Raw genomic sequence first — 22,789 nt, 5'->3', positions numbered from 1 at the left:
TGGGCTTCACCGAATTGTCCGACGACGAACAGCGGATGTTCAAGCCGGTGCGCCAGCGCCTGGTGCGCACGCATCCGGTGACGGGACGCAAGTCGCTTTATCTATCGTCGCATATCGGCACGATCGTCGGCTGGCCGATGCCCGAGGCACGCGCCTTCATCCGCGACCTGACGGAGCACGCGACACAGCCGCAATTCACATATTCTCATAAATGGCGGCAATTCGACCTGGTCGTCTGGGACAATCGGGTCACCATGCACCGGGTGCGCCGCTTCGACGAAAGCCTGGTGCGGGACATGCGGCGCACGACGGTCGCGGGCGACAGCATGACCGCGGAGCAACTGGCCGCGTAGCCGCCGGATCAGACCACCACGCCCTGCATCGCGGTCGGGTGCACCCATTGCTCGACCGTCGTTCCGCGCAGGGTGATCGGTCCGTCCCGCACCGCCCCCAGCTTTTCCGCGACCCGCTGGGAGCGGATGTTCTCCTTGGCGATGAAACTGACCAGCCGGGGCCATCCGAACGTGGCGAGCACCCAGTCCTTGACGGCTGATGCGGCCTCCGTGGCGAAACCCCGGCCCCAGGCATGGGCGGCCAGCGACCAGCCGAGCTCCGGTTCAGGCCAGTCGGCCGGGTGGTAGATTCCGACGCGTCCGACGAATGCGCCGGCATGCTCGACGGCGAACATGCCGTAGCCGCGCAATTCCCAACTGCCCAAGAACGTCGCCATCGACGTCCAGCTCTCCTCGCGGCTGAACGCTCGGCCGGCGAGGAACCGCTGCACCTCGATATCCGCCATCATTTCGGCGTAAGCGTCCCAGTCGCCGGCCCGGAAGCCGCGCAGGACAAGACGCGGCGTCCGGAGGATTGGAACCGGCAACCGCGTGCTACTTCCTGGCGGCCTTCGCGCCCGCCTTGCGGACCACGGCCTCACGGGTGGCCATCGGCGTGCAGACCGAGATGCTGGCAGGGATCAGGTCCTTTCCCGCGGCATAGTCGCTGAGTTCCGACGTGCCCTTCAGCGCCAGGACCTCATGGAACATCATTCCGTTGCGCGCGCAGAAATCTCCGCCGATCTCGCTGCCCTGCCGCGACATCGCGTTCGCCAGGTCGGTCACGAACCGGTCATGCTCGGTTTGCCCCAGCCGGCCATAGCGATGCTGGAAATACGCAGCGACCTGCCGCTCGTTCGCCTGGAGCTCCGGCTGGTAGCGGCGGATGAACGCGTTATATTGCGTGTCGTCATGACAGCCGGTGGCCAGCACCATCAGTTCGCTGCGCAGCGCCTGGATCTCGAACGTGGACTGGTCCGACAGCGAGGTGCAGGGGCGCGCGGCGAACGCGGACTGGGACGCGATCAGGCTGAAGGCGGCAAAGGCGGTGACCAGGCGGCGCATGTCTTTCCTCTCTAGGCTGCTACGAGATAAGAATCGGACGGGATCGAGCGTGGAGTGACCCAGTCCGTGCTCTACCCGAGAATGAGCTGTACTACCATACCTGTTTCCTATCAATTTTTTAACGGTCAGTGTTCACAGACACTGACCGGTACGTCGTGTAATGCATTGACAAAACTACTCCTGCCCGAGCCTCACGAGCAGTTGATCGCCCCGTTGCTATCTGTCTCCCTGCCTCCGGCCGCCGGAAGAGGCGGCGGCTGACGCCATGTCCCCGGTGTGCTACGGGCGCGGGAGATGAAAATCGCTCTCGCCAGCACCCATTACGCCTTGGGCAGCCTCATCGCCGGCTGCCTGGTACTGACCTTGAAGGCTGCCGCCTGGTGGGTCACCGGCAGCGCGGCGCTGTATTCGGATGCGGCCGAGAGCATTGTCAACGTCGCCGCCAGCCTGATCGCCTTCGCGGCGCTCCGCTTCGCCTCCCGCCCGGCCGACGCGAACCATCCATACGGACATGACAAGGCGGAGTTTTTCGCCGCGGTCATCGAGGGGGTGCTGATCATCCTCGCGTCCCTGATGATTTTCCGGGAGGCATGGGATGCCTACCAGCACCCCAGGACCCTGGGCCTGCCCTTGCAGGGGGTCGCACTGAACGCCGCGGCGACGGCGATCAACGCCATTTGGGCCTGGGTGCTGACCGGCGCGGGCAAGCGGCTGCGTTCCCCGGCCCTGCAGGCGGACGGGCGGCACATCGCGGCCGACGTGGTGACCTCCATCGGCATTGCGGTCGGGTTCCTGCTGGCGATTTCCACCGGCGACCAGGTCCTGGACCCGATCCTGGCCGCGGCCACGGGGGTGTATGTCCTGTGGTCGGGGACGCGGATGATCTCCGCCTCGGTCAGCGGGCTGATGGACGCGGCGCCGGAGCCGGCGGTGGTCAACCGGATCCGGGAACTGGTGGCCGAAAGCGCGACCGGGGCGCTGGAGGCGCACGATCTGCGCACCCGTCACGCCGGGCGGCTGACGTTCCTGGAGTTTCATCTCGTCGTGCCGGGCAACATGACGGTGGCGGCCGCGCATGCGATCTGCGATCGCATCGAGTCCGCGCTGAAGGCCGAGATGGACCACCTGATGATTACGATCCATGTCGAACCGGAGGAGAAAGCGAAACAATGTGGCGTACCGGTGCTATGACACTGGCTTACCGCGATTTTCACTCGAAATTACAACCCTTGATTGCTTTACCGCTCCTTGACACGTGTTTGGCGGATAGCTAGAACCCTGATCTTCCGCTGATGACACGGGGATTTCGGGTTCACGGTCCTTTGTCGTCGGCTCTTCAACCCTGACGAACGAACGAGAATGGCGAACACTGCATCCGCGCGGAAGCGCATTCGACAGACGGCAACCCGAACGGCGCGCAACCAGGCCCGTAAGTCCCGGATGCGTACGTTTGTGAAGAAGGTCGAGTTGGCCATTGCCAGCGGCGACAAGGCCGCGGCGCAGACGGCTCTAAGGGCTGCGCAGCCCGAGATGCAGAGGGCGCGAGGCAAGGGCGTGGTGCATGCCAACACGGTGGCGCGCAAGCTTTCCCGCTTGTCGTCCCGGATCAAGGCGCTGCCCGGCGCCTGACCCGTCCCGCGAACCGGCGCCAGGCCGGTTCGCCTTCCTACGCAATATTGGCCGATACTCCGCCTGATCCAGTCATGGCGGCGGCAGGCCTATTGCGTTATTGAAACGCCCCGCTGATGACAATAGTCAGCCGGGTGTTTATTTCCATACATCATACTCTATTTGAGTAATCTTCTATCTTTTCTTTCCATTGTTTTATCCGGAGCGAGTTTCCCATTGCCTCGAATTTAAAGTCTGACATACTCGGACGTGTCAGCGGGACGGACGCAATCAAAACGAAATTCCCTGTGATGGGGAGGGGGCTTAGTCCGCGCCTTGACCAAATTGAAGACTTGCCAACGGTCGGCATAGACGGCCGAAAGAAAACGTGTGTCCTGGCTACGGCCGCAGCGTGGGGGAGTTCTTGGATGACGACAACCGATCCGGAAACCCTCGAACAGACCCAGCTTTCCGCACAATGGGGCCGGATTCGAGGGCGCCTTCAGACCGAGGTCGGAGACGTCGAATACCGAACGTGGCTGCGCCAAATGAGCCTCGGCGTTCAGGACGGCGATGAACTCACCATCTATCTACCGACCCGCTTCCTGCGCGACTGGGTCTCCAGCCGCTACGGCGACCGCCTGCGCGCGCTGTGGCAAGCCGAAAGCCCCGCCGTCCGACGTGTCGACATACGCGTCGGTGAAGGCCGCGATATTGCCCTGGCCGAACCGTTGTCGACGCACCCGGTGCTGCCTCAGCCCGAGGAAACGGCGCCCGCCGCGAACGGACGCCACGTCGCGGCCCTTCGCCCCGCCCCGATCCGCACCGAACAGCCGATGGATACCACGCCTGCGTGGAGCGACGACCGCATCGTCGAGCCGCGTCCGGACATCGCAGCACCGCTCGACCCGCGCTTCACATTCGCAGGCTTCGTCGTCGGCAAACCCAACGAATTTGCATACGCATGTGCTCGGCGTGTCGCCGAAATGCCGTCAAGCCCCGGCTTCAACCCCCTGTTCCTCTATGGCGGTGTGGGGTTGGGCAAGACCCATCTGATGCATTCGATCGCCTGGGAATTGACCGATCGGACCACGCGACCGGTCTCGGTCGCCTATATGTCGGCCGAAAAGTTCATGTACCGCTTCATCGCCGCCATCCGCAGCCAGGCCACGATGGAGTTCAAGGAAAACCTGCGCAGCGTCGACGTGCTGATGATCGACGACCTGCAGTTCCTGATCGGGAAGGAGAACACGCAGGAAGAGTTCTTCCACACCTTCAACTACCTCGTCGAGCAGGGCAAGCAGATCGTCGTGTCCGCCGACAAATCCCCCTCCGACCTCAATGGGTTGGAGCATCGGCTGCGCACGCGGCTCGGATGCGGCATGGTGGCGGACCTGCATTCCACCACCTACGAACTCCGGATTTCGATCCTGGAGGCGAAGGCCAGCCGAGCGGGATGTCCCGTGCCGGCAAAGGTGCTGGAATTCCTGGCGCACAAGATCACCTCCAACGTGCGGGAACTGGAGGGCGCGTTGAACCGGTTGGTCGCGCACGCGAACCTGTTCAACCGCACTATTTCGTTGGAAACGACACACGAGGTTCTGCACGATATCCTCAAGGCGCACGACCGCAAGGTGACGATCGAGGAGATCCAGAAGAAAGTAGCGGAACATTATTCGATTCGCCTGACCGATATGTCCTCTGCCCGCCGCGCCCGCGCCGTCGCGCGGCCGCGCCAGGTGGCGATGTATCTGGCGAAACAATTGACCAGCCGCTCACTGCCCGAGATCGGCCGCAAGTTCGGCAACCGCGACCACACCACGGTGATGCACGCCGTCAGTCGCGTCAGCGAACTGATGGAGCGCGACGGAACATTCGCGGAAGATGTGGAGTTGCTTCGACGCTTGCTGGAAGCGCAATGATCGTCCGGGAAACCAGCTAACCTGCTCCAGCCGGACCGGCGGACTCATCGATGCCGCCGGTCCGGCTTGTATCACCCGTTCCTACCTTTCCCCCTCAATACTCATCGTGCCGCCGCACCCAACTCATGGTCCCGGTGCTCTCGTTCCGCCCCTTGGGTACCAGGTCCAGCCAGTTGAACGCCCCTATCAGCAGTTCGGCCCCCCGGTGGTAGGTCGAGTAGCTGTGGTAGATGGCCCCATCCTCCTTCACGAAGACGCTCACCCCAAACATGTCCTGGCTGCGCTGGATCACCGTGCCGTAATTGTAGATCGCACGGCCGGCGGCAATCTCCTCCGGCGTGAACGACACACCGAAATCGAAGTTGAAGTCGCTGCCGTGGGAGGAGACCCAGGGGAACGTCCAGCCCATCCGGTCCCTCACCTCCTCGATCCGCCGCAGCGGCACGCGTGAGACCGCGGCGAACGCCAGGTCCGCATGCTCGAAATGCTGCCGCGCCGCGTCGATATGATCGGAAACAAAGGAGCAGCCTGGGCAAATGTGCTCCGAACCTGGCGTCAGCATGAAATGGTAGATGGCAAGCTGGCTGCGGCCTCGGAACAAGTCTCCGAGGGAGCATCGACCCTCGGGGCCTTCGAAAACATAGGGCTTCTCGATCTTCTCCCACGGCATCTGCCGGCGCTCGGCGCGCAGCGCGTCGAGCGCGTGGGTCATCGCACGCTCCTTCGCGAGAAGCGTCTTGCGGGCCTCGATCCATTCTTCATGTGAAACAACTGCATGGTCCATGGTCGCTCTCCTTGGGTTATCGGTTCGCGATGCCGAAAGCGAGCTTCAGCCAGGGTGGCAGATGAAAGAAGCTCATCAGCGCATACATCGCCGCCATCCCGTCGATCGGCAGACTAGACCCCGAGGCACAGAACGGCATCGGCGACGCATCCTTCGCCGCGATCCACGCCATGACCGCGAAGGTCGGCGATGCCGCGAGGGTGAGCCATCTGGCCCAACCTCCCGTCTGCACCATTTGAGGACGTTGTCATCATCCGTCTCCCGATCGATTGTCGGCTGACCGGGAGGTAAGCCAAGGCAAACGCGGAATGAGAGTGACAAGTGTGGCGGGATTTCTTCGATGGACTCGCTGATAACCGCTGCGGCACGGGCGCTCGCGGCGGGTGATCCGCTGGCGGCGCTGAAGCGGGTCGCCCTGCGCGACGACCCGCCGGCGCTGGCGCTACGCGGCATCGCCATGGCCCAGCTCGGCGACCTGGCGCGAGCGAAGGACCTGCTGCGCCGCGCCGCGCGCGGCTTCGGTTCGGACGAGGCGACGGCCCGAGCGCGGTGCGCCATCGCCGAAGCCGAGATCGCGCTCGTGTCGCGCGATCTGGGCGGACCGACCCGGACGCTGGGCGCGGCGCGGAGGGTGCTCGAAGCGCGGGGCGACCGGGCGAACGCGGCGCATGCCGGCTATCTCGAAGCCCGGCGGCTTCTCCTGATCGGGCGTCTCGACGAAGCCGAGCGGACGCTGGACATGCTCGATGCCGATGCGCTGCCGCCGGCGTCGCGGGCAGGATATTGGTTGGTCGCCGTCGGCGTCGCGATGCGGCGCATCCGGGCGGAGGCGGCCCGCGCCGCGCTCGACCGGGCCGCGCATGCCGCGCGCCAGGTCGCGATCCCCGCCCTCGCGTCCGAGGTGGAGCGAGCGGCACAGGCGCTCGATGCACCCGCCGCGCGGATGATCACGCACGCCGGCACCCAACCGCTCAGGCTCCCCGCGATCGAGGCCTTGGTCGACTCGGGCGCGCTCCTGATCGATGCATGCCGCCTGGTCGTCCGCGCCGGTCCGGTCATCGTTCCGCTTGCCGGCCGTCCGGTGCTGTTCGCCCTCGCCCGGGCCCTCGCCGAGGCGTGGCCCGGAGACGTCGCGCGAGGGACGCTGATCGCGTGCGCGTTCCGGGGCCGCGACGCGGACGACTCGCACCGCGCGCGGCTGCGCGTCGAAATCGGCCGGCTGCGCAAAACGCTCGGACCCGTGGCCGAACTGACCGCGACCAGCCGGGGCTTCGTGCTGAAGCCGCGCAAGACGCGGACGGTCGCGGTGCTCGCGCCCCCGGTCGAGGGCGACCACGCCGAGGTCATGGCCCTGCTCGCGGACGGGGAAGCGTGGTCGAGTTCGGCGCTGGCGCTGGCGCTGGGCGTCAGCCCCCGCACCACGCAGCGCGCGCTGGAAGCACTGGCCGACGCTGGCCGGGTCGAATCCTTCGGCCGCGGTCGAGCGTGCCGGTGGATGGCGCCGAACGTGCCGGGTTTCCCGACAAGCTTGTTACTCCCAGCCCCGCTGGCGCGCGGGTAGCGTGCGGGCATGAAACGCACAGACGCTGAAATCCTCCGCGAATACGGTCCCTTCCCCGAGGTCGATGGCGTGCATGGGGTCAGTTTCGACGGGCAACGGGTCTGGTTCGCCTCCGGCAACAGGCTGAACGCGCTCGATCCCGAAGGCGGCGGCATCGTCGGCTCGCTGGATGTGGCGGCGGACGCGGGAACGGCGTTCGATGGACGCCACCTGTACCAGATCGCCGAGGCCACGATCCGGAAGATCGACCCCGGGACCGGCAAGGTGCTGGCGACCATCCCGGCACCCGCCGGCGGGGTTTCGGGCCTTGCCTGGGCCGAGGGGGCGCTTTGGGTCGGCGAGTACCGCGCTCGGAAGATCCATCAGGTCGACCCGGAGACCGGGGCCGTGCTTCGCACCATCGAATCCGATCGCTTCGTCACCGGCGTCACCTGGGTCGACGGCGAGTTGTGGCACGGCACCTGGCAGGACGAGACCAGCGACGTCCGGCGCATCGATCCACGGACGGGAGCAGTGATCGCGCGCCTGGACATGCCGCCGGGAGCCGGCGTTTCCGGGCTGGAATCGGATGGGGGCGACCGGTTTTTCTGCGGCGGCGGGAACAGCGGGAGGCTGCGCGCCATCCGCCGCCCGAGGCGTGCGGACGCAGCCTCTTGAGCGGAACACATCGTTCCGTTGTCAGCCGGCGGTGGTGACGGCTACCGTTGTCCGTCCGCGTGCGGACGGGTCCGGCTGAAGGGTACACCACGATATGAGTCAAGAACGCGCTTTCGTCCTCGGCGGCGGCATTGTCGGGGCCTGTTGTGCGTTGGCCCTGCTGCGCCGCGGCTTCGACGTCACGCTGGTCGAGAAGGACCGGCCCGGCTACGGCGCGACCTTCGGCAACTCCGCCAGCATCGGCCTCGCCTCCGTGCCGCCTTTGGGCATGCCGGGGATGATGCGCGACGTGCCCAAGATGCTGCTCGACCCGATGCATCCGCTGGTGATCCGGTTGGGGTTCCTCGGCCGCTCGCTGCCCTGGCTGATGCGGTTCCGCGACGCGCTGGCGCCGGCGCGGGTGGAGGCGATCGCCGGCGCGCGGGCGGCACTGCTGTCGCGGGCCGGGACGGAGTACGAGTCGCTGCTGGCCGAGATCGGTCGCCCCGACCTGATCTCCACGACCGGGCTGATCCAGGCCTATCAATCGACGGAAGCGTTCCGGAACGCCAAGGGCGGCCTGGACCTGCGCCGGCGCCACGGCATCGAGGTCGTGGAACTGCTGGGCCCGGCGCTGCATGAGTTGGAACCGGCGCTGTCCGATCGGGTCGTCGCCGGCGCCTATTTCCCGATCGTGCAGACCGTGGTGAACCCGCTGCACCTGACCGAGGCGATCGTGGACACCTTCCGCCAGCGTGGCGGGCGGCTGTTGACCGAGACCGTCACCGGCTTCGAAACCGGCCCTGCCGGCGTGACCCGCATCGTCACCAATGCCGGCCGCCACGACTGCGACCTGGTCGTGGTCTCCGCCGGCGCGTGGTCCCGCGACCTGGTGGCCATGCTGGGCGAAGCGGTGAACCTGATCCCCGAACGCGGTTATCACGTGATGATCGAGGACGCGCCGCATTTGCCGAAAGTCCCGCTGGTGTCCGGCGATCACAACGTCTCGGTGGTGACGCTCAACACCGGCCTGCGCATGACCACGATGGCGGAACTCACGGCGATCGACGCCCCGCCGGACCATCCGCGCGCAGAGCGGATCTTCCGCGCGGCGGCGGGGATGCTGCGGGGGTTGGAGGTGCACGTCGCCTCCCGCTGGGTCGGCTCACGCCCTTCGACGCCCGATTCGCTACCGGTGATCGGACGGTCGAAGCGGCATCGGAACGTGATCTTCGCCTTCGGCCACGGGCATCTTGGGGTCACGTTCGGCGCGGTGACCGGAACGGTCGTCGGCACGCTGGCACGCGACGAAACGCCGAACCTGGACATCGCGCCATACCGGCCGGACCGGCGCTTTGACGGGTCGCATCTGGCGGCTTAGCCGCCCGGCGGTGACGGTTCCCCCCTAAACGGCCCCCCAGGCAGCCCCCTAGGCACCTCCCTCAGGCAGCCTCTGTCGCGTCGTCTCCCGGATGCCGGCCGGCCCGCTGCGGCAGGACCACCAGGCAGCCGATGATGAACACCGTGATCATCAGTGAAGCGAGCGGCCGGCTCAGGGCCAAGCCGCCATGCGCCACGGGCTTGTCGAGGAAATCGCCCACCGTGGCGCCCAGTGGCCGCGTCAGGATGAAGGCGGCCCAAAACAGCACGACACGCGAAACCTGGGTCCGGAGATAGAAGCCAAGCAGCACCAGGAGCCCGGCTCCAAACAACGCGGCGCCGCCGCCATAGCCGAGACCTCCGGTATCGGCCGCCCAGTCACCCAAGGCCGTGCCGAGGGTCTGGGAGAAGGTGATCGCAAGCCAGTAGAACGCCTCGGCGCGAGGCGTGGTGATCGTCCGCACCGAAATCGTGCCCTCCACCCGATACCAGCAGGCAAGCGACGCCAACAGGCAGCAGAGCAGCAGCGTGGAGCCGCCGGTATACCCGATGCCCAACGATCGGTCCGCGAAGTCGGCCATGGTCGTGCCGAATGTCGTGGAGGCGATGATGGTTGCCCAATAGAGCAGCGGATGAAAGCGCGGGGCCCGGATCTGCGCCGCGACCAGCACCGCGAGGAGCAAGGCGAACAGTGCGGTTCCGGCGAGGTATCCCCAACCGAGGGTCATCGTGACGGTGTCGCCTCCCGTCTCGCCAAGCGTCGTGGCGGCGATCTTGATGACCCAGAACGTCAGCGTCACCTCGGGGACCTTGCTCAGTCCATGCAGCCGATTGTCCATGGCGGAGTCCTTGTCACGAGCGTTGCGAGACCCGGCGCAAGCAGGTCCACGCCAAAGAGAGGGCGAGGCCGGTGAACAGGACCGGCCCGCGCCAGGGCCGAAGCCGGAAAGGCCGTCCGGGCTGGTGTCGGTCCATGAATGGCGTTCACAGAATTGTAGTATTTATTACTGTAACCGGCACAGCGTATTGAATACTACACAAACCTGGCTGAAAGACCCTGGCTGTGGCCGATCGACATCACGATTCCGCGACCCTGCGTGAGCCGTTCGAGACCCGCCTCGCCCGCCCTGGCCCCGAGTTCGGGTCGACCGTGTGCGGCCATCCTCGGCACGCCGCGCCAGGTCTGGTTGCCGGCCAACGAAAAAGGGCGGGATCAACCCGCCCTTTCGTCACAAGACCCGGTCGTGGCCGCGTCAGTTGTTGTTCCGGTTGCCCAGCAACTGAAGCAGCAGCATGAACAGGTTGATGAAGTTCAGGTACAGGCTCAGCGCGTCATACACGCTGCGCTTGGCCGCGCCCTGGGGGCCGTCGGCATAGGCGAACTGCAGGTAGCTGCTCTTGATCCGCTGCGTGTCATAGGCCGTCAGGCCGGTGAACACGACCACGCCCATGATGCTCAGCGCGAACTGCAGGGCGCTGGACTGCACGAAGAAATTGACCAGGCTGGCGATGATGATGCCGAACAGGCCCATCATCATGAAGCTGCCCACCCGGGTCAGGTCGGATCGCGTCGTGTAGCCATACAGGCTGGTCGCACCGAAGGTCGCGGCGGTGATGAAGAACACCCGCACGATCGATTCCTGCGTGTAGATCAGGAAGATGTTGACCATGCTGGCGCCCATCGCCACGCAGAATGCCCAGAACAGGCCTTGCGCGGCCGAGACCGACAGCCGGTTCACCCCCAGCGACAGCACCAGCACGAAGGCCAGCGGCGCGAAGATGGAGATCATCGCCAGCGCGCTTGCCTGGTGCACCATGCCCATCGGGGTCTGCACCAGCGGGTAGAACGCGTTCAGCAGCGACGTATTGGCGATCGCATAAGCGACAACGCCAGTCAGCAGAAGGCCGGACGCCATCCAGTTGTAGACCCGCAGCATATATGCCCGCAGGCCAGCATCGAATACCGCCGCGGTCGTCGCGGACGTCCGAGGATAGGCACCGAATTGCGGACTAAACGCCATGTTCCTTTTCCTTTCGAGCGAGCGCCCGTTCCCACGGATGCCCGGTTTGGTTCCTCCGTTCGTCCGCCGCCGGCATCCGGGGGATGAGGCGAGAGGGACCGGAGGGCAGCTTCACCACGGGGCGAGCAAGGCTCGTGCCCGCGCTACTCGTTCCTCAAGAGCGGCGCAGGCCTTGCCCGCAGTGCAGCCGATGTCCCAGCATAACCGAACACGAGCATAATAGCGAGCGCTCCCATAAGCGTGTAAATGAGCGTTGCAGGCAGGAAAATCCAGTCCGTGTGCAGAATGTAATGCATGACGCCGTAGCTCGCGGCTGACCCCACCAGCGCGGCGATCAGGCCCGCCACCAGCCCCAATATGCCGAACTCGGTCAGCCACGCCGCGCGGATCTGCGCGCGCGTCGCGCCCAGGGTCTTGAGGATCACCGCCTCCCGCACCCGGCGGCGCTGGCCGGCGGCGATGGCGCCGACCAGGACGAAGGCGCCGGCCAGCAGGGTGACGCCGCCCGTGATGCTGAGCGCCGCGGCCACCTGGTTCAGCAGGCCGGCGAGCGCCCCCAGCACGTCCCGCACCCGGATGCCGGTCACGTTCGGCAGCACGTCGGTCACGGCCCGCAGCAGCGCGCCCTCTTCCGCCCTCGGCAGCTTGACGGTGGCGATGTTGGAATGCGGCGCGTGCGCCAACAGGCCGGGGCTCGCGACCATGAAGAAGTTGATGCCCAGCGTCCGCCAGTTGATGTCGCGCAGGCTGGCGACTTTCAGGTCGACGTCGCGGCCCAGGACATTGACCCGGATGACGTCGCCGACCCGCACGCCCCAACCCTGCGCGAGGCCGGCGTCGAATGACACCAGCGGCGGTCCGTCATAAGTCGGCGGCCACCAGTGCCCGGCGACCAGCCGCGTGCCGGCGGGCGGCATGGCGGCATAGGTCAGGCCGCGGTCGCCGCGCAGCGCCCAGGCGGTGTCGGGCGTGGCCTTCACCTGGTCCACCGGCACGCCCTTCACCGCGACGACGCGCGCACGCAGGGACGGAACGATGTGCATCTCGGGCCGGCCGGGCTGGGTGGCGACGATCTTCTCGAAGGCCGGTGCCTGGTCGTTCTGGATGTCGACGAAGAAGAAGCTGGGCGCGTTCTCGGGCAACTGGTCCTGGATCTGCCGTGCCATGTTGCCCTGGATCAGCGCCACTGCCGCCAGGGTCGACAGGCCCAGCCCGGCGGACAGCAGCATCAGCGGGGTCGGTGCGCCGGGCCGGTGCAGGTTGGCGATGCCAAGCCGCGCCGCCGGACCGCCCACGCCGCCGGCCATCCGGGAACCACGCATCACCAGCCATCCGCCCGCACGGAACAGCACCAGGGTCGCCAGCGCGGCGAGGCAGAACCAGAGGGCGAATCGCCGATCGCCCGAAGCCAGGATGGTCAGTGCGACCAGCGCGCCGCCCAGCAGGACGTTCACGATGACCAGCGGCCAGGACGGCCTGGTGCCCTCCGGGATCAGCCCGTCCCGGAACAGCGCGCCGCCGGGGATCCGCGCGGCCCGGCCCAGCGGCCAGAGCGCGAAGCAAAGCGCGATCAGGATGCCGAACCCGGCCGCCAGGGCCAGCGGCAGCGGATAGACCCCGGCGACCGGCGGCACCGGCAGCAGGCCGGACAGCAGGCCGGAGGCAGCCATCGGCAGGATCGCGCCGATCAGCAGCCCCGCCACGATGCCCACGCAGGCCAGCGCCAGGACCTGGATCAGGCACACCGCGAAGACCAGCGCGGGCGACGCGCCCAGGCAGCGCAGCGTCGCGATCGTCCGAGCGCGGGCGTCCAGCCAGGCCCGCACGCCATTGGCCACGCCGATGCCGCCGACCAGCAAGGAGGTCAGGCCGACCAGCGTCAGGAACAGCGCGATCTGGTCGATGAACCGCGTCACGCCCGGCGCCGCGTCGCCGGGGTCGCGTACCCGCCATCCCTGACCCGGAAACCGGTCCGGGATCGCCGCCGCGATCGCCGCCGGATGGGGCGCCGTCAGCCGCACCGCGTACCGCACCATCGCGCCGGGCGCCAGCAGGCCGGTGGACCCCAGGTCGGCGGCACTGATCAGCACGCGCGGCCCCAGGATCGACGCCGTTGCCACGCGGTCCGGCTCCGCCGTCAGCACGCCGGCGATATGGAAGGTCGCGGTTCCCAACCGGACGCTATCCCCCCGTTTCAGGCCCAACCGGTCGAGGACGATCTGCTCGACCAGCATGCCATGATCGGCGAACGCCGCCGGCAAGGTCTGGGATGGGTCGATCCCGGCCGTCCCGACCAGGGGCCATGCGGCGTCGACCGCTTTCAAATCGACGAGTTGCCGCTGTCCCGCCGACCGGCCCGACGGCGGCGCCACCAGGATCGAGCGCATCTGCACGACTTCCGACGTCCGCGCGCCCTGTCCCGCCAGCCACTGGCGCAACGCCCCCGGCACGGGTTCGGGTCCGGTATCGATGGCCAGGTCTCCGCCCAGCAATGCGCGCCCGTCAGCGGCCAGGCCGGCGTTCACGGCCGCACGCAGCGACCCGACCGCGGCGATGACGGCCACGCCCAGCGCCAGGCACAGGACCACGATCCATAATCCGCGGACGCCGCCGCGCAGTTCCCGCCGCGCGAGCCGGAACGCCAGCGTCACGCGGCGACCGCCTCGGCGACGCGGCCGTCGGCGATATGGACCTGCCGGTCGCAGCGGGCGGCAAGACCCGGATCGTGGGTGATCAGCAGCAGCGTCGCACCGGTGCGGGCGCGCATGGCGAACAGCAAGTCGATGACCTGCTCGCCCGTCGCCTGGTCCAGGTTGCCCGTCGGTTCATCCGCCAGCAGCAAGCCCGGTTCGGGCGCGAACGCTCGGGCCAGCGCCACGCGCTGCTGCTCGCCGCCCGACAATTGTCCAGGCAGATGTATCAGCCGATGGCCGAGCCCGACGGAGTCGAGGGCGGAGCGGGCGCGGGACGCGGCGTCGCGGATGCCGGCAAGTTCCAGGGGAACCGAGACGTTCTCCAGCGCCGTCATGGTGGGGATCAGGTGGAAGGCCTGGAAAACGATGCCGATCCGCTCCCGCCGCAGCTTCGCCAGCGCGTCCTCGGTCATGTCCGTGACGGTCTGGCCGTCGACGGTCACGCTGCCGCCGGTGGCCCGTTCCAGCCCCGCCAGCACCATCAGCAGGCTGGTCTTGCCGGAGCCCGAGGGGCCGACCAGCGCCACGGCCTCGCCTTTGGCGATGTCGAGATCGACCCCGCGCAGGATGTGGACGGGCCCCGCAGCGGATGGGACGGTGAGGGTGAGGCCCCTGATCCGCACGAGCGGTTCGGCCAAAGGGGCGGAGGAAGGAAGGGCGTGCGGCGTGGCGTCCATCGGCGCTGTATATTGGGCGGCACGGCGCGGGCGGAAGACCTAGCGGACGAGTAAGGTGGGCCAATCCGCCGGCAAGTCCGTCCGGCAAATCCACCGGGATCAAACCGTCACGGAAAGTCCGTCGGTTAAGTCCACCGGCACACCCCACCGGCACACCCCATATGATGGTGGCGTGCCGGCGTCCGGGCAGTGCCGCTCATGCGATGACAGGAGGTTGGCTTGGGATTTGTCGCAGCGGCGTTCAGGGGACGTTTCTGGCTTGCCCTGGGGTGCGGGCTGGCATTCGCGTCCCCCGCGTTTCCGGCCGAACCCCGTCTGCTGGTCCTGGGCGACTCGCTGTCCGCCGGCTACGGGCTGCCCCACGACCAGGGGTTCGAGGTGCAGTTGCGGGAAGCCCTGAGGAAAGCCGGCCACGACGTGCGGATCATCGATGGGGCAGTGTCCGGCGACACCTCGGCGGGCGGCCTGGCACGGCTCGACTGGACGCTGGGCGGGGACGACGGCGATCCCAAAGGCGCCGACGCGGCGATCGTGGAGCTTGGCGCCAATGACGGGCTGCGGGGGGTCGACCCCAAGGACATGGAGGCGAACCTGACCGCGATCCTCGACGACCTGGCGAAACGGGGGATTCCGGTGCTGCTCACGGGGATGTACGCGCCGCCCAATCTCGGGCCGGACTATGAAAAGGCATACCGAGCGGTGTTCGACCGGCTGGGGAAGCGGCCAGGGGTGCTCTACGATCCGTTCTTCCTGGAAGGCGTGGCGACCATCCCCGCCTTGAACCAGGCGGACGGCATGCACCCGAACCCCGAGGGCGTGCGCCGCGTGGTTGCGCGAATCTTGCCCCTGGTGGAAAAACTGCTGGCGGAGATCAAACCGGGATAGGTGGCCAGATGAGATTGTTCGTGGCTCTCGACCTGCCCTGGACCCTGCGGGAACGGCTGGCCGTCCTGGCCAGTGCCGGGATCGCGGGCGCGCGCTGGGTGCCCCCCGAGAACTACCATCTGACGCTGCGCTTCATCGGCGAAACCCCCGGCCATCGCGCCGAGGAGATCGACCTGGCGCTGAGCGGCCTGCGGGCGCGCGGCTTTTCCCTGACGCTCGCGGGGGTGGGGACCTTCACCAAGGCCGGGCGCAGCACGGCGCTTTGGGTCGGCGTGGAGCGGAACCCGCAATTGGACCACTTGCAGACCAAGATCGAAACCGCCTTGCAGCGCTGCGGGTTGGAACCGGAGCGGCGGCGCTTCCAGCCGCATGTGACGCTGGCGCGCCTGGACAACGCGCCGGAGGGCAAGGTCGTGTCGTTCGTGCAGGCCCATAACCTGTTCCGCGCCGACCCCATGCCGGTGGAGCACTTCACGCTGTTCAGCTCCCAGCTTGGGAAAGAGGCATCTGTCTATACGCCCGAGGTGGAGTACGAACTGGCATAGAGGCCGATGCCGAGCGGCGCCGATCGTGCCCCTTGATCGCGTCCCTCCGCCGTGGCCCGGCCTGGCAGGGCCACGGCGCGGAAGGAAGTCACCATCCATGCCGGTCGGTATCAGATGATCCGCGACGTCACGGCCGGAATTTCGGTGGCCGGCCTGTTGCTGCCGTCCGCCATCGCCTATGCCGGCATCGCCGGGCTGGCGCCAGGGCACGCCATCGTCGCCACCATCGCCGGACTTGCCGCCTATGCGGCGCTGGGGCGCAGCCGGTTCGCCATGGTCGCCCCGACTTCGTCCTCGGCGGCCATCCTGGCGGCCTTGCTGCTGTCGGAACAGGTGCAGGGGAGCAACGCCGCCTCGGTGACGGAAGCAGCGGTGCTGGCAGCCGGCCTTTGCTTCGTGGCGGCGGGCGTGGCGCAGCTTGGCGTGCTGGCCAGCTTCATCTCCCGTCCGGTCCTGCGCGGCTTCACGCTTGGCATCGCCATCACCATCACGGTGAAGCAGCTTCCCGCCATCACCGGCGTGCAGGACGGACGGGCCGATACCCTGCCCCTGCTCTGGCACCTGCTGCTCGCCCTGCCCTCCTGGCGCCTCGGCGCGGTGCTGCTGGGGGTCGCCGCGCTGGCCGCGATCCTGCTGATCCGGCGATACAGCCGCCTTCCGGCGCCCGCCCTCGTCCTCGCCGCCGGCGTGGGGTTGAGCGCCGCGGCCGACCTGCCGGCCCATGGCGTCGCCCTGGTGGGCGCGCTGCCGGTGCAGTGGCCGCACCTCGCCTGGCCCGACCTGTCCCCCGCTGGCTGGAGTGGCGTGGCGGAACTGGCGGCCCCCCTGTTTCTGATCCTCTTCGCCGAATCCTGGGGGTCCATCCGCGGCTTCGCGCTGCTGCACGGCGACAGGATCATGGTGAACCGCGAACTGGTGGCGTTGGGCTGCGCCAACCTGCTGTCAGGGATCGCGCAGGGGATGCCGGTCGGCGCCGGATTTTCCGCCTCCGCCGCTGCCGAGACGGCGGGCGCCCGGACCCGGATGGCGGGCGTGGCCGCCATGGCCGCCATGCTGGTGCTGGCCGTCTGGGGCCGAACGCTCATTGCTTTGCTGCCCATGCCGGTGCTCGCCGCGATCGTCATCGCGTCGCTCGCCCATGCCCTCGACCCGGCCCCGCTCGCGCGACTCTGGTATTTGCGCCGGGACGCCTACGTCGCCGCCACCGCCGTGCTGTCGGTGCTTCTGCTCGGTGTCCTGGACGGCATGCTGCTGGCCGTCGCCATCTCCGTGCTGGCCCTCCTGCAGCGGCTCTCCGGCGCGAGCGTCAGCGAACTGGGCCGCCTGCCCGGCACCACCGACTTCACGAGCCGGACGCGCCATCCGGAGGCCGAAGCGTATCCCGGCCTGCTGATCCTGCGTCCGGCGGAACCGCTGTTTTTCGCGAACGCCGAACGGGTCCTCACCAGGATCGCCCGTTGGGCCGAGGATGACGCGTCCATCAGGCAGGTCATCCTGTCCCTGGAGGAAAGCTCGGACCTCGACTCCACCGCGATCGACGCGCTGGCCGAATGCGACGAGGCGTTGCGGAAAGCCGGCCGCCGCCTGCTGCTGGCGCGGACGAAGGACCATATCCGCGACGCCATCGCTCGCACCGCCCCGGACCTGGCATCCGACGCACGATGCTTTCACAGCGTCGTGGATGCCTATACGGCGGCGACCGCGGCCGGCTCAGCCTTGCCCGAACAGCCCTAGCACCGTCCGCTGCGTCAGGATCTGCGGCAGCACCTTCGGCGTCCCGCCGTCGCTGGGGAAATAGACATACAGCGGCACGCCGTCCCGCCCGTGGTCCCGCAGGAACGCGGTGATCGCCGGGTCCTGCCGGGTCCAATCCCCCTTCAGATACGCGACCTTGTGATCCGCGAAGGCCTGCTGCACCGCGTCGCTGTCCAGGGCCACCCGCTCGTTCACCAGGCAGGTGACGCACCAGGCAGCGGTCATGTTGACGAAGACCGGCCGTCCTTCGCTGCGCAGCGCGGCCAGCCGAGCGGGAGTGAAGCTCTCGGTATTGGAGGCGGAGGCGACCTGCCGCGCGGCGGACGCGGTCGAAAGCTGCGGCAGGATGGCGACCGCGGCGAGCAGCGCGATGGCGGCTGCGGCGCCCCCCAAGCGCCGTCCCCGTCCTCGCGCGGCGCCAAAGGCCCAGGCCGCGAACCCCACCAGCACCAGCCCGGCGCCGGTGATCAGCACGCCCATGGGACCCGCTTCCTGGCTGACGACCCACAGCAGCCAGACCGCCGCCCCATACATCGGGAACGCCAGAACCTGCTTGAACACCACCATCCAGTGCCCAGGCCGCGGCAACAGCCCGACCAGGCCAGGGATGGACGCGAGCGCGACGTAAGGGATGGCGAGGCCAAGCCCCATCACTGCGAACACCAGCAGCGTCACCGCCGGCGGCGCGGCGAGGCCGGCCGCGATCGCCGCGCCCATGAAGGGAGCGGTGCAGGGCGTGGCCACCAGCACCGCCAGCAGGCCCGTGAAGAAGTTCCCCACGACGCCGCCGCGATCGGCCAGGCCGCTTCCGACGCCCGCCAGCCGCCCGCCGACCTCATACACGCCGGACAGGTTCAGCCCGACGGCGAACAGCAGCCACGTCACCAGTGCGACAAAGATCGGCGAGGCGAACTGGAACCCCCATCCGGCCGCCACGCCGGCCTGCCGCGCGACGAGCAGCGCGGCGGCGAGACCGACGAAGGTGACGAGCACACCCATCATATAGGCCAGGCTGTGCGCATGATGCCGATGGTTGGCGAGCGTCACGGCCTTCATCGCCAGGATCGGGAACACGCAGGGCATCAGGTTCAGGATCAACCCGCCCAGGAAGGCGAACAGCAGGACCTGCACCAGGGACGGTCCATTGGCGGCAGGCGCCGGGCCCGGCATGGCATTGACCGTGACGTCGGTCTGCGTGCCCGAACGGTCGTGGATCGACAGCACGCCCGCCAGGCCCTTCGCCGGATCGAAACCCTTCGCCAGCTTCAACGCCAGCGTGAAGCCATCGTTCCGTACCGACAACGGCTGCGCGGCATCGTCGTCGATGGCCCCCGGCGCGTCGGGAATGAACGAGGCGTCCATGACGCCCGCCTTGGCAAGGCCAGCGCCCTTGACGAAGAGCGTCCCATCCCGCGCGATCGTCGCCGGCCACGGCGAGGGGCGTGGCACTGCCCGGTCATGCGCGGCGAACAGCGGCGCCTGGGCCGAGGGCGCCGGCGTGCCGGCCGGCAGGTCGAGCGTGAAATCGCCTTCCTCCGGCACGCAGATCTCCTTGCAGACCAGCCATTGCGCATGCGCCTTCAGCACGCCGGGCGCGGCCGTCGCCGTCACCGGCAGCAGCACCGATTGTGTATAGGCATACGTCATGACAGTGCCTTCGGAGATGCGGCGTGGCGCGGGCCATGAGATGGCCGAGGCCTTGGCATTGTCGAAGGTCAGCTCCGGCGGCACGCCGGCATCGCCCGGGTTCTTCCAATATGTGTGCCAGCCGGGCGCAAGCTGGAGTCGCAGCCCCACCCGGAACGGCACGCCCGCCTGGATCGCATCGGTATCCGACACCAGCGTCGCCGTCGCCCTGGCGCTGGTGACGGGCTCGCTCTCCCGCGCCTGGGCGGCGACGGGGAGAAGGAGAGCCAGGAGGAACAGCAGGATGCGGGTCATGGCGATGCCCCATATGCCCTTCCTTGCGCCGGCACACCAGACGGGGTGCCCGTGCGGGACTACCCATGGCGGTTTTTTAAGCCTAGCGTTCGCGGAAACGTCACGAAAAACGGGAAAACGTAAATGACAAGCAACAGCTTCGGCGCGGACTGCCTTTCCGGGATACGGGTTCTGGACATGACCCAGTTCGAGGCGGGACCGTCCTGCACCGAAGTCCTGGCATGGCTGGGGGCCGAGGTGGTGAAGGTCGAGAACCCCGCCGCCGGCGATCCGGGCCGGAAGCTGGGCGGACCGGGGCCCGGCCCCGATCATCCGTATTTCCTGGAGTTCAACGCCAACAAGAAGTCGATCACCGTCAACCTGAAGGACCCCAAGGGCCTGCAGCTGGTCAAGGACATGGCCGCCAAGGCCGACGTGATGGTGGAGAACTTCGCCCCCGGCGCGATCGAGCGCCTGGGCCTGGGCTATGAGGTGATCAAGGCGATCAATCCTTCGATCGTCTACTGCCAGGTGAAGGGCTTCGGCGAAGGCAGCCCGTATGAGAAGAACCTCGCGTTCGACATGATCGCCCAGGCCTGCTCGGGCATCATGAGCACGACCGGCGAGCTGGATGGGCGGCCGCTGAAGCCGGGCCCGTCGCTGGGCGACACCGGCACGGGGATGCTGCTGGCGATCTCCGTCCTGGGCGCGCTGTTCCGCCGCAGCCGCACCGGCGAGGGGGAACACCTGCAGGTCGCGATGCAGGACGCCATGATGCACTACCTTCGGATCGCGTTCGCGGTGCAGGCGGCGACCGGCAAGGCAGCGCCGCGGGCGGCGGATACCTCGGTCACCGGCGGCAACCCGCCGATGGGCACGTTCCCCTGCAAGGGCGGCGGTCCGAACGATTACGTCTACGTCTACACCTCCCGCGCCAATCCGGAGCACTGGCGCCGCCTGCTGGCGGTGATCGGGCGCGAGGATCTGATCGGCGACGCGCGCTACGACAGCCCGGCGGCGCGTGCGGAACGCAAGCAGGAGGTCGACGAGATGGTCGCGGCGTGGACGCGCCAACACGACAAGCACGAAGCGATGGAGATCATCGGCGCCGCCGGAATCCCCGCCGGGGCCGTCTTGGATACGATGGAGCTGTACAACGAAAAGAGCTTCGAGGACCGCGGCATCATCCAGACCTTCGAGCATCCCGAGCGCGGCGCCTTCAAGATGGTCGCCTGGCCGGTGCGCTTCGGCGGGCGCCCACCGGAACTGAAGCCCGCGCCGCTGCTGGGCGCGAACAACGACGACGTGCTGGCCGGCTGGTTGGGCCTGGGCAAGGACCAGATCGGCGACCTGCGCACCGGCAAGGTCATCGGCTGACAAGGTCCTCCTGGGCGTCTCGATTTCTTCATCGTTCGGATTGCGCGCCGTCAACCCGGCGACCTCCCAGGCGGTTATCCTGCCGTCCGGACAAAAGGGGCCGGACGATGACGGAGCAATCGGTGGCGAACCTGCTGACACAGATGCGCGCTCTTCGCGACGCGGTGGAGCGGGAGGCGGGGACGGTCGTCCAATCCTGGCAAGCGACCGCCATGGACCACCGGCTGATGCCGGCGATGGCGAACCTGGCCGCCTATCTGGCGCTTCGCCGCCATGACCTGTCCGACCTGCAGCCGTCGCTGTCGCGGTTCGGCCTGTCGTCCCTGGGACGCAGCGAGGCACACGTGATGGCGTCCCTGGACGCGCTATGCACCACGCTCGCGCGGCTGTGCGGCGAGACCGACGCCCCTTACCCGCCGCCGGGACGGATGGCGGCGGGCGAACGGACGCTTCGGATGGAACAGCACCGCTTCTTCGGCGCCGATGCGATCGGCGCCAGCACGCGGATCATGGTGACGCTGCCGACCGAGGCCGCGACGGACCGGGCGCTGATCGACGGCCTGGTCGAAGCCGGAATGACCTGCGCGCGCATCAACTGCGCCCACGACGACCCCGCCACCTGGCGCGCGATGGCGGCGCTGGTACGGGCTTCGGCCACGGCGGCGGGCCGGCAATGCCGCATCCTGATGGATGTCGCCGGACCGAAATGCCGGATCGAAACATTGCACACCATCGCCGAAAAGCCGCGCGCCTTCCGTGGCGACCGCATCGCCTTCGTTGCCGGGATGGCCGAGGCGCGGGACGGCGACACGACGATCGCGACCATTTCGTTTCCTGAGATACTGGATCACCTTCAGGTCGGACAGGACCTTTGGATCGACGACGGCAAGCTGGGCACCCGCGTCATCGCGAAAGACAAAGGCCGGGTCGAGGTGGAGGTGTTCAGCGCCCGCGCCAAGGGCGTCCGCCTGCGCGCGGAAAAGGGCGTCAACTTCCCGGATACCGAACTGCACCTGTCCCCGCTGTGCGACAAGGACCGGCAGGACCTGGATACGGTGGCCGAGATCGCCGACAGCGTCGGTTTCTCCTTCGTGCAGCGGCCCGAGGACATCGCCATGCTGCACCGTGAACTGCAACGCCGGCGACCCGGCAAGCCGGCACTGCCGGTGATCCTGAAGATCGAGACGCCGCTGGCCGTGCGCAACCTGCCGCGCCTGATCGTGCAGGCCGCCGCGATGGGACCGGCCGCCGTCATGATCGCCCGCGGCGACCTCGCGATCGAACTCGGCTTCGCCCGCATGTCGGAGATCCAGGAAGAGATCATGTGGCTGTGCGAAGCCGCGCGGGTGCCCGTCGTCTGGGCGACGGAGGTGCTGAGCGACCTTGTCGCCGAAGGCATGCCCAGCCGTCCGGAAGCCACCGACGCGGCGATGGCGCAGCGGGCGGAATGCGTGATGCTGAACAAAGGACCGTTCGTGGTGGAGGGCGTGCGATTCCTCGCCGACGTGCTGCGCCGGATGGACCGCCACCAGGACAAGAAAACCGCGCGATTCGGCGCGTTGCAGTCCTGGCCGCTGAGCGATCTGGGGCTGCCGCGATTCGACAGCGCGGCATAATGCGGTATCGTG

General features: G+C 67.9%; 21 protein-coding genes. 12 read left to right on the top strand and 9 right to left on the bottom strand.

Going from position 1 to position 22,789, the window contains the following annotated elements; all coding sequences use genetic code 11:
- Positions 1–353: TauD/TfdA dioxygenase family protein (locus VHB27_RS06790; RefSeq protein ID WP_325598529.1), on the top strand; the 353-nt coding region annotated here is incomplete at its 5' end.
- 8 nt (positions 354–361) lie between these two features.
- Here the strand turns inward: VHB27_RS06790 and VHB27_RS06785 are convergent.
- Together VHB27_RS06785 and VHB27_RS06780 are read right to left on the bottom strand one after the other, a co-directional pair.
- Positions 362–880 (bottom strand): GNAT family N-acetyltransferase, encoded by a 519-nt coding sequence (locus VHB27_RS06785; protein WP_325598527.1) that lies wholly within the window; start codon positions 878–880, stop codon positions 362–364.
- A gap of 7 nt (positions 881–887) precedes the next feature.
- Positions 888–1,397, bottom strand: a complete 510-nt coding sequence (locus VHB27_RS06780) for a hypothetical protein (protein ID WP_325598525.1) — start codon at positions 1,395–1,397, stop codon at positions 888–890.
- Positions 1,398–1,691: 294 nt separating this feature from the next.
- On the opposite strand from VHB27_RS06780, the gene VHB27_RS06775 reads away from it, so the two are divergent.
- From VHB27_RS06775 to dnaA, 3 genes are all read left to right on the top strand, one after another.
- The gene (locus tag VHB27_RS06775) at positions 1,692–2,588 is read left to right on the top strand and encodes a cation diffusion facilitator family transporter (protein WP_325598523.1); all 897 of its coding nucleotides are present in this window, start codon (positions 1,692–1,694) and stop codon (positions 2,586–2,588) included.
- Between the two features lie 168 nt (positions 2,589–2,756).
- Positions 2,757–3,026: a 30S ribosomal protein S20 gene (gene rpsT, locus VHB27_RS06770; RefSeq protein ID WP_325598521.1), complete on the top strand. Its 270-nt coding sequence runs from the start codon at positions 2,757–2,759 to the stop codon at positions 3,024–3,026.
- Between the two features lie 407 nt (positions 3,027–3,433).
- Positions 3,434–4,927 carry a chromosomal replication initiator protein DnaA gene (gene dnaA, locus VHB27_RS06765; protein WP_325598531.1) on the top strand — a complete coding sequence of 498 codons (1,494 nt, stop codon included), beginning with the start codon at positions 3,434–3,436 and terminating at the stop codon, positions 4,925–4,927.
- A 94-nt stretch (positions 4,928–5,021) separates the two neighbouring features.
- Here dnaA and VHB27_RS06760 read toward each other — a convergent pair whose 3' ends face one another.
- Positions 5,022–5,711 (bottom strand): DUF899 domain-containing protein, encoded by a 690-nt coding sequence (locus VHB27_RS06760; protein ID WP_325598519.1) that lies wholly within the window; start codon positions 5,709–5,711, stop codon positions 5,022–5,024.
- Between the two features lie 16 nt (positions 5,712–5,727).
- Complete coding sequence (locus VHB27_RS06755; RefSeq protein WP_325598517.1) at positions 5,728–5,946, bottom strand: hypothetical protein; 219 nt, start codon at positions 5,944–5,946, stop codon at positions 5,728–5,730.
- Between the two features lie 105 nt (positions 5,947–6,051).
- Here VHB27_RS06755 and VHB27_RS06750 point away from each other — a divergent pair, with 105 nt between their 5' ends.
- The 3 genes from VHB27_RS06750 (at position 6,052) to VHB27_RS06740 (ending at position 9,289) form a co-directional block, all read left to right on the top strand.
- On the top strand, positions 6,052–7,272 hold the full coding sequence (locus tag VHB27_RS06750; RefSeq protein WP_325598515.1) for a hypothetical protein: 1,221 nt from the start codon (positions 6,052–6,054) through the stop codon (positions 7,270–7,272).
- Positions 7,273–7,281: 9 nt separating this feature from the next.
- Positions 7,282–7,929, top strand: a complete 648-nt coding sequence (locus tag VHB27_RS06745; RefSeq protein ID WP_325598513.1) for a hypothetical protein — start codon at positions 7,282–7,284, stop codon at positions 7,927–7,929.
- Positions 7,930–8,023: 94 nt separating this feature from the next.
- Entirely contained in the window at positions 8,024–9,289 is a 1,266-nt protein-coding gene (locus tag VHB27_RS06740; RefSeq protein WP_325598511.1) for an NAD(P)/FAD-dependent oxidoreductase, read from the top strand.
- Between the two features lie 61 nt (positions 9,290–9,350).
- On the opposite strand, the gene VHB27_RS06735 is transcribed toward VHB27_RS06740, so the two are convergent.
- From VHB27_RS06735 to VHB27_RS06720, 4 genes are all read right to left on the bottom strand, one after another.
- Positions 9,351–10,127 (bottom strand): hypothetical protein, encoded by a 777-nt coding sequence (locus VHB27_RS06735; RefSeq protein WP_325598509.1) that lies wholly within the window; start codon positions 10,125–10,127, stop codon positions 9,351–9,353.
- 414 nt (positions 10,128–10,541) lie between these two features.
- Positions 10,542–11,309 carry a Bax inhibitor-1/YccA family protein gene (locus VHB27_RS06730; RefSeq protein WP_325598507.1) on the bottom strand — a complete coding sequence of 256 codons (768 nt, stop codon included), beginning with the start codon at positions 11,307–11,309 and terminating at the stop codon, positions 10,542–10,544.
- A 143-nt stretch (positions 11,310–11,452) separates the two neighbouring features.
- Complete coding sequence (locus VHB27_RS06725; protein WP_325598505.1) at positions 11,453–13,960, bottom strand: ABC transporter permease; 2,508 nt, start codon at positions 13,958–13,960, stop codon at positions 11,453–11,455.
- Positions 13,957–14,679, bottom strand: a complete 723-nt coding sequence (locus tag VHB27_RS06720; protein WP_325598503.1) for an ABC transporter ATP-binding protein — start codon at positions 14,677–14,679, stop codon at positions 13,957–13,959. Before VHB27_RS06720 ends, VHB27_RS06725 begins: the two co-directional genes overlap by 4 nt.
- Positions 14,680–14,898: 219 nt before the next feature.
- Here VHB27_RS06720 and VHB27_RS06715 point away from each other — a divergent pair, with 219 nt between their 5' ends.
- From VHB27_RS06715 to VHB27_RS06705, 3 genes are all read left to right on the top strand, one after another.
- Entirely contained in the window at positions 14,899–15,564 is a 666-nt protein-coding gene (locus VHB27_RS06715) for an arylesterase (RefSeq protein ID WP_325598501.1), read from the top strand.
- A gap of 8 nt (positions 15,565–15,572) precedes the next feature.
- Positions 15,573–16,109, top strand: a complete 537-nt coding sequence (gene thpR / locus VHB27_RS06710) for an RNA 2',3'-cyclic phosphodiesterase (RefSeq protein ID WP_325598499.1) — start codon at positions 15,573–15,575, stop codon at positions 16,107–16,109.
- A gap of 114 nt (positions 16,110–16,223) precedes the next feature.
- Complete coding sequence (locus VHB27_RS06705) at positions 16,224–17,843, top strand: SulP family inorganic anion transporter (protein WP_325598497.1); 1,620 nt, start codon at positions 16,224–16,226, stop codon at positions 17,841–17,843.
- Here the strand turns inward: VHB27_RS06705 and VHB27_RS06700 are convergent.
- Positions 17,820–19,805: a protein-disulfide reductase DsbD family protein gene (locus VHB27_RS06700; protein WP_325598494.1), complete on the bottom strand. Its 1,986-nt coding sequence runs from the start codon at positions 19,803–19,805 to the stop codon at positions 17,820–17,822. The genes VHB27_RS06705 and VHB27_RS06700 overlap by 24 nt on opposite strands.
- Positions 19,806–19,928: 123 nt before the next feature.
- On the opposite strand from VHB27_RS06700, the gene VHB27_RS06695 reads away from it, so the two are divergent.
- Positions 19,929–21,161: a CaiB/BaiF CoA transferase family protein gene (locus VHB27_RS06695; RefSeq protein WP_325598492.1), complete on the top strand. Its 1,233-nt coding sequence runs from the start codon at positions 19,929–19,931 to the stop codon at positions 21,159–21,161.
- Between the two features lie 107 nt (positions 21,162–21,268).
- A complete protein-coding gene (locus tag VHB27_RS06690) occupies positions 21,269–22,777 on the top strand; it encodes a pyruvate kinase (RefSeq protein ID WP_325598490.1) in 1,509 nt (502 codons plus the stop codon).
- The last annotated feature ends 12 nt before the right edge of the window (positions 22,778–22,789 follow it).

The organism is Rhodopila sp., assembly GCF_035548235.1.
Taxonomy (GTDB): domain Bacteria; phylum Pseudomonadota; class Alphaproteobacteria; order Acetobacterales; family Acetobacteraceae; genus Rhodopila.
The sequence above is the reverse complement of the archived record's forward strand: the minus strand, read 5'-3'. Positions and strand labels throughout refer to the sequence as shown.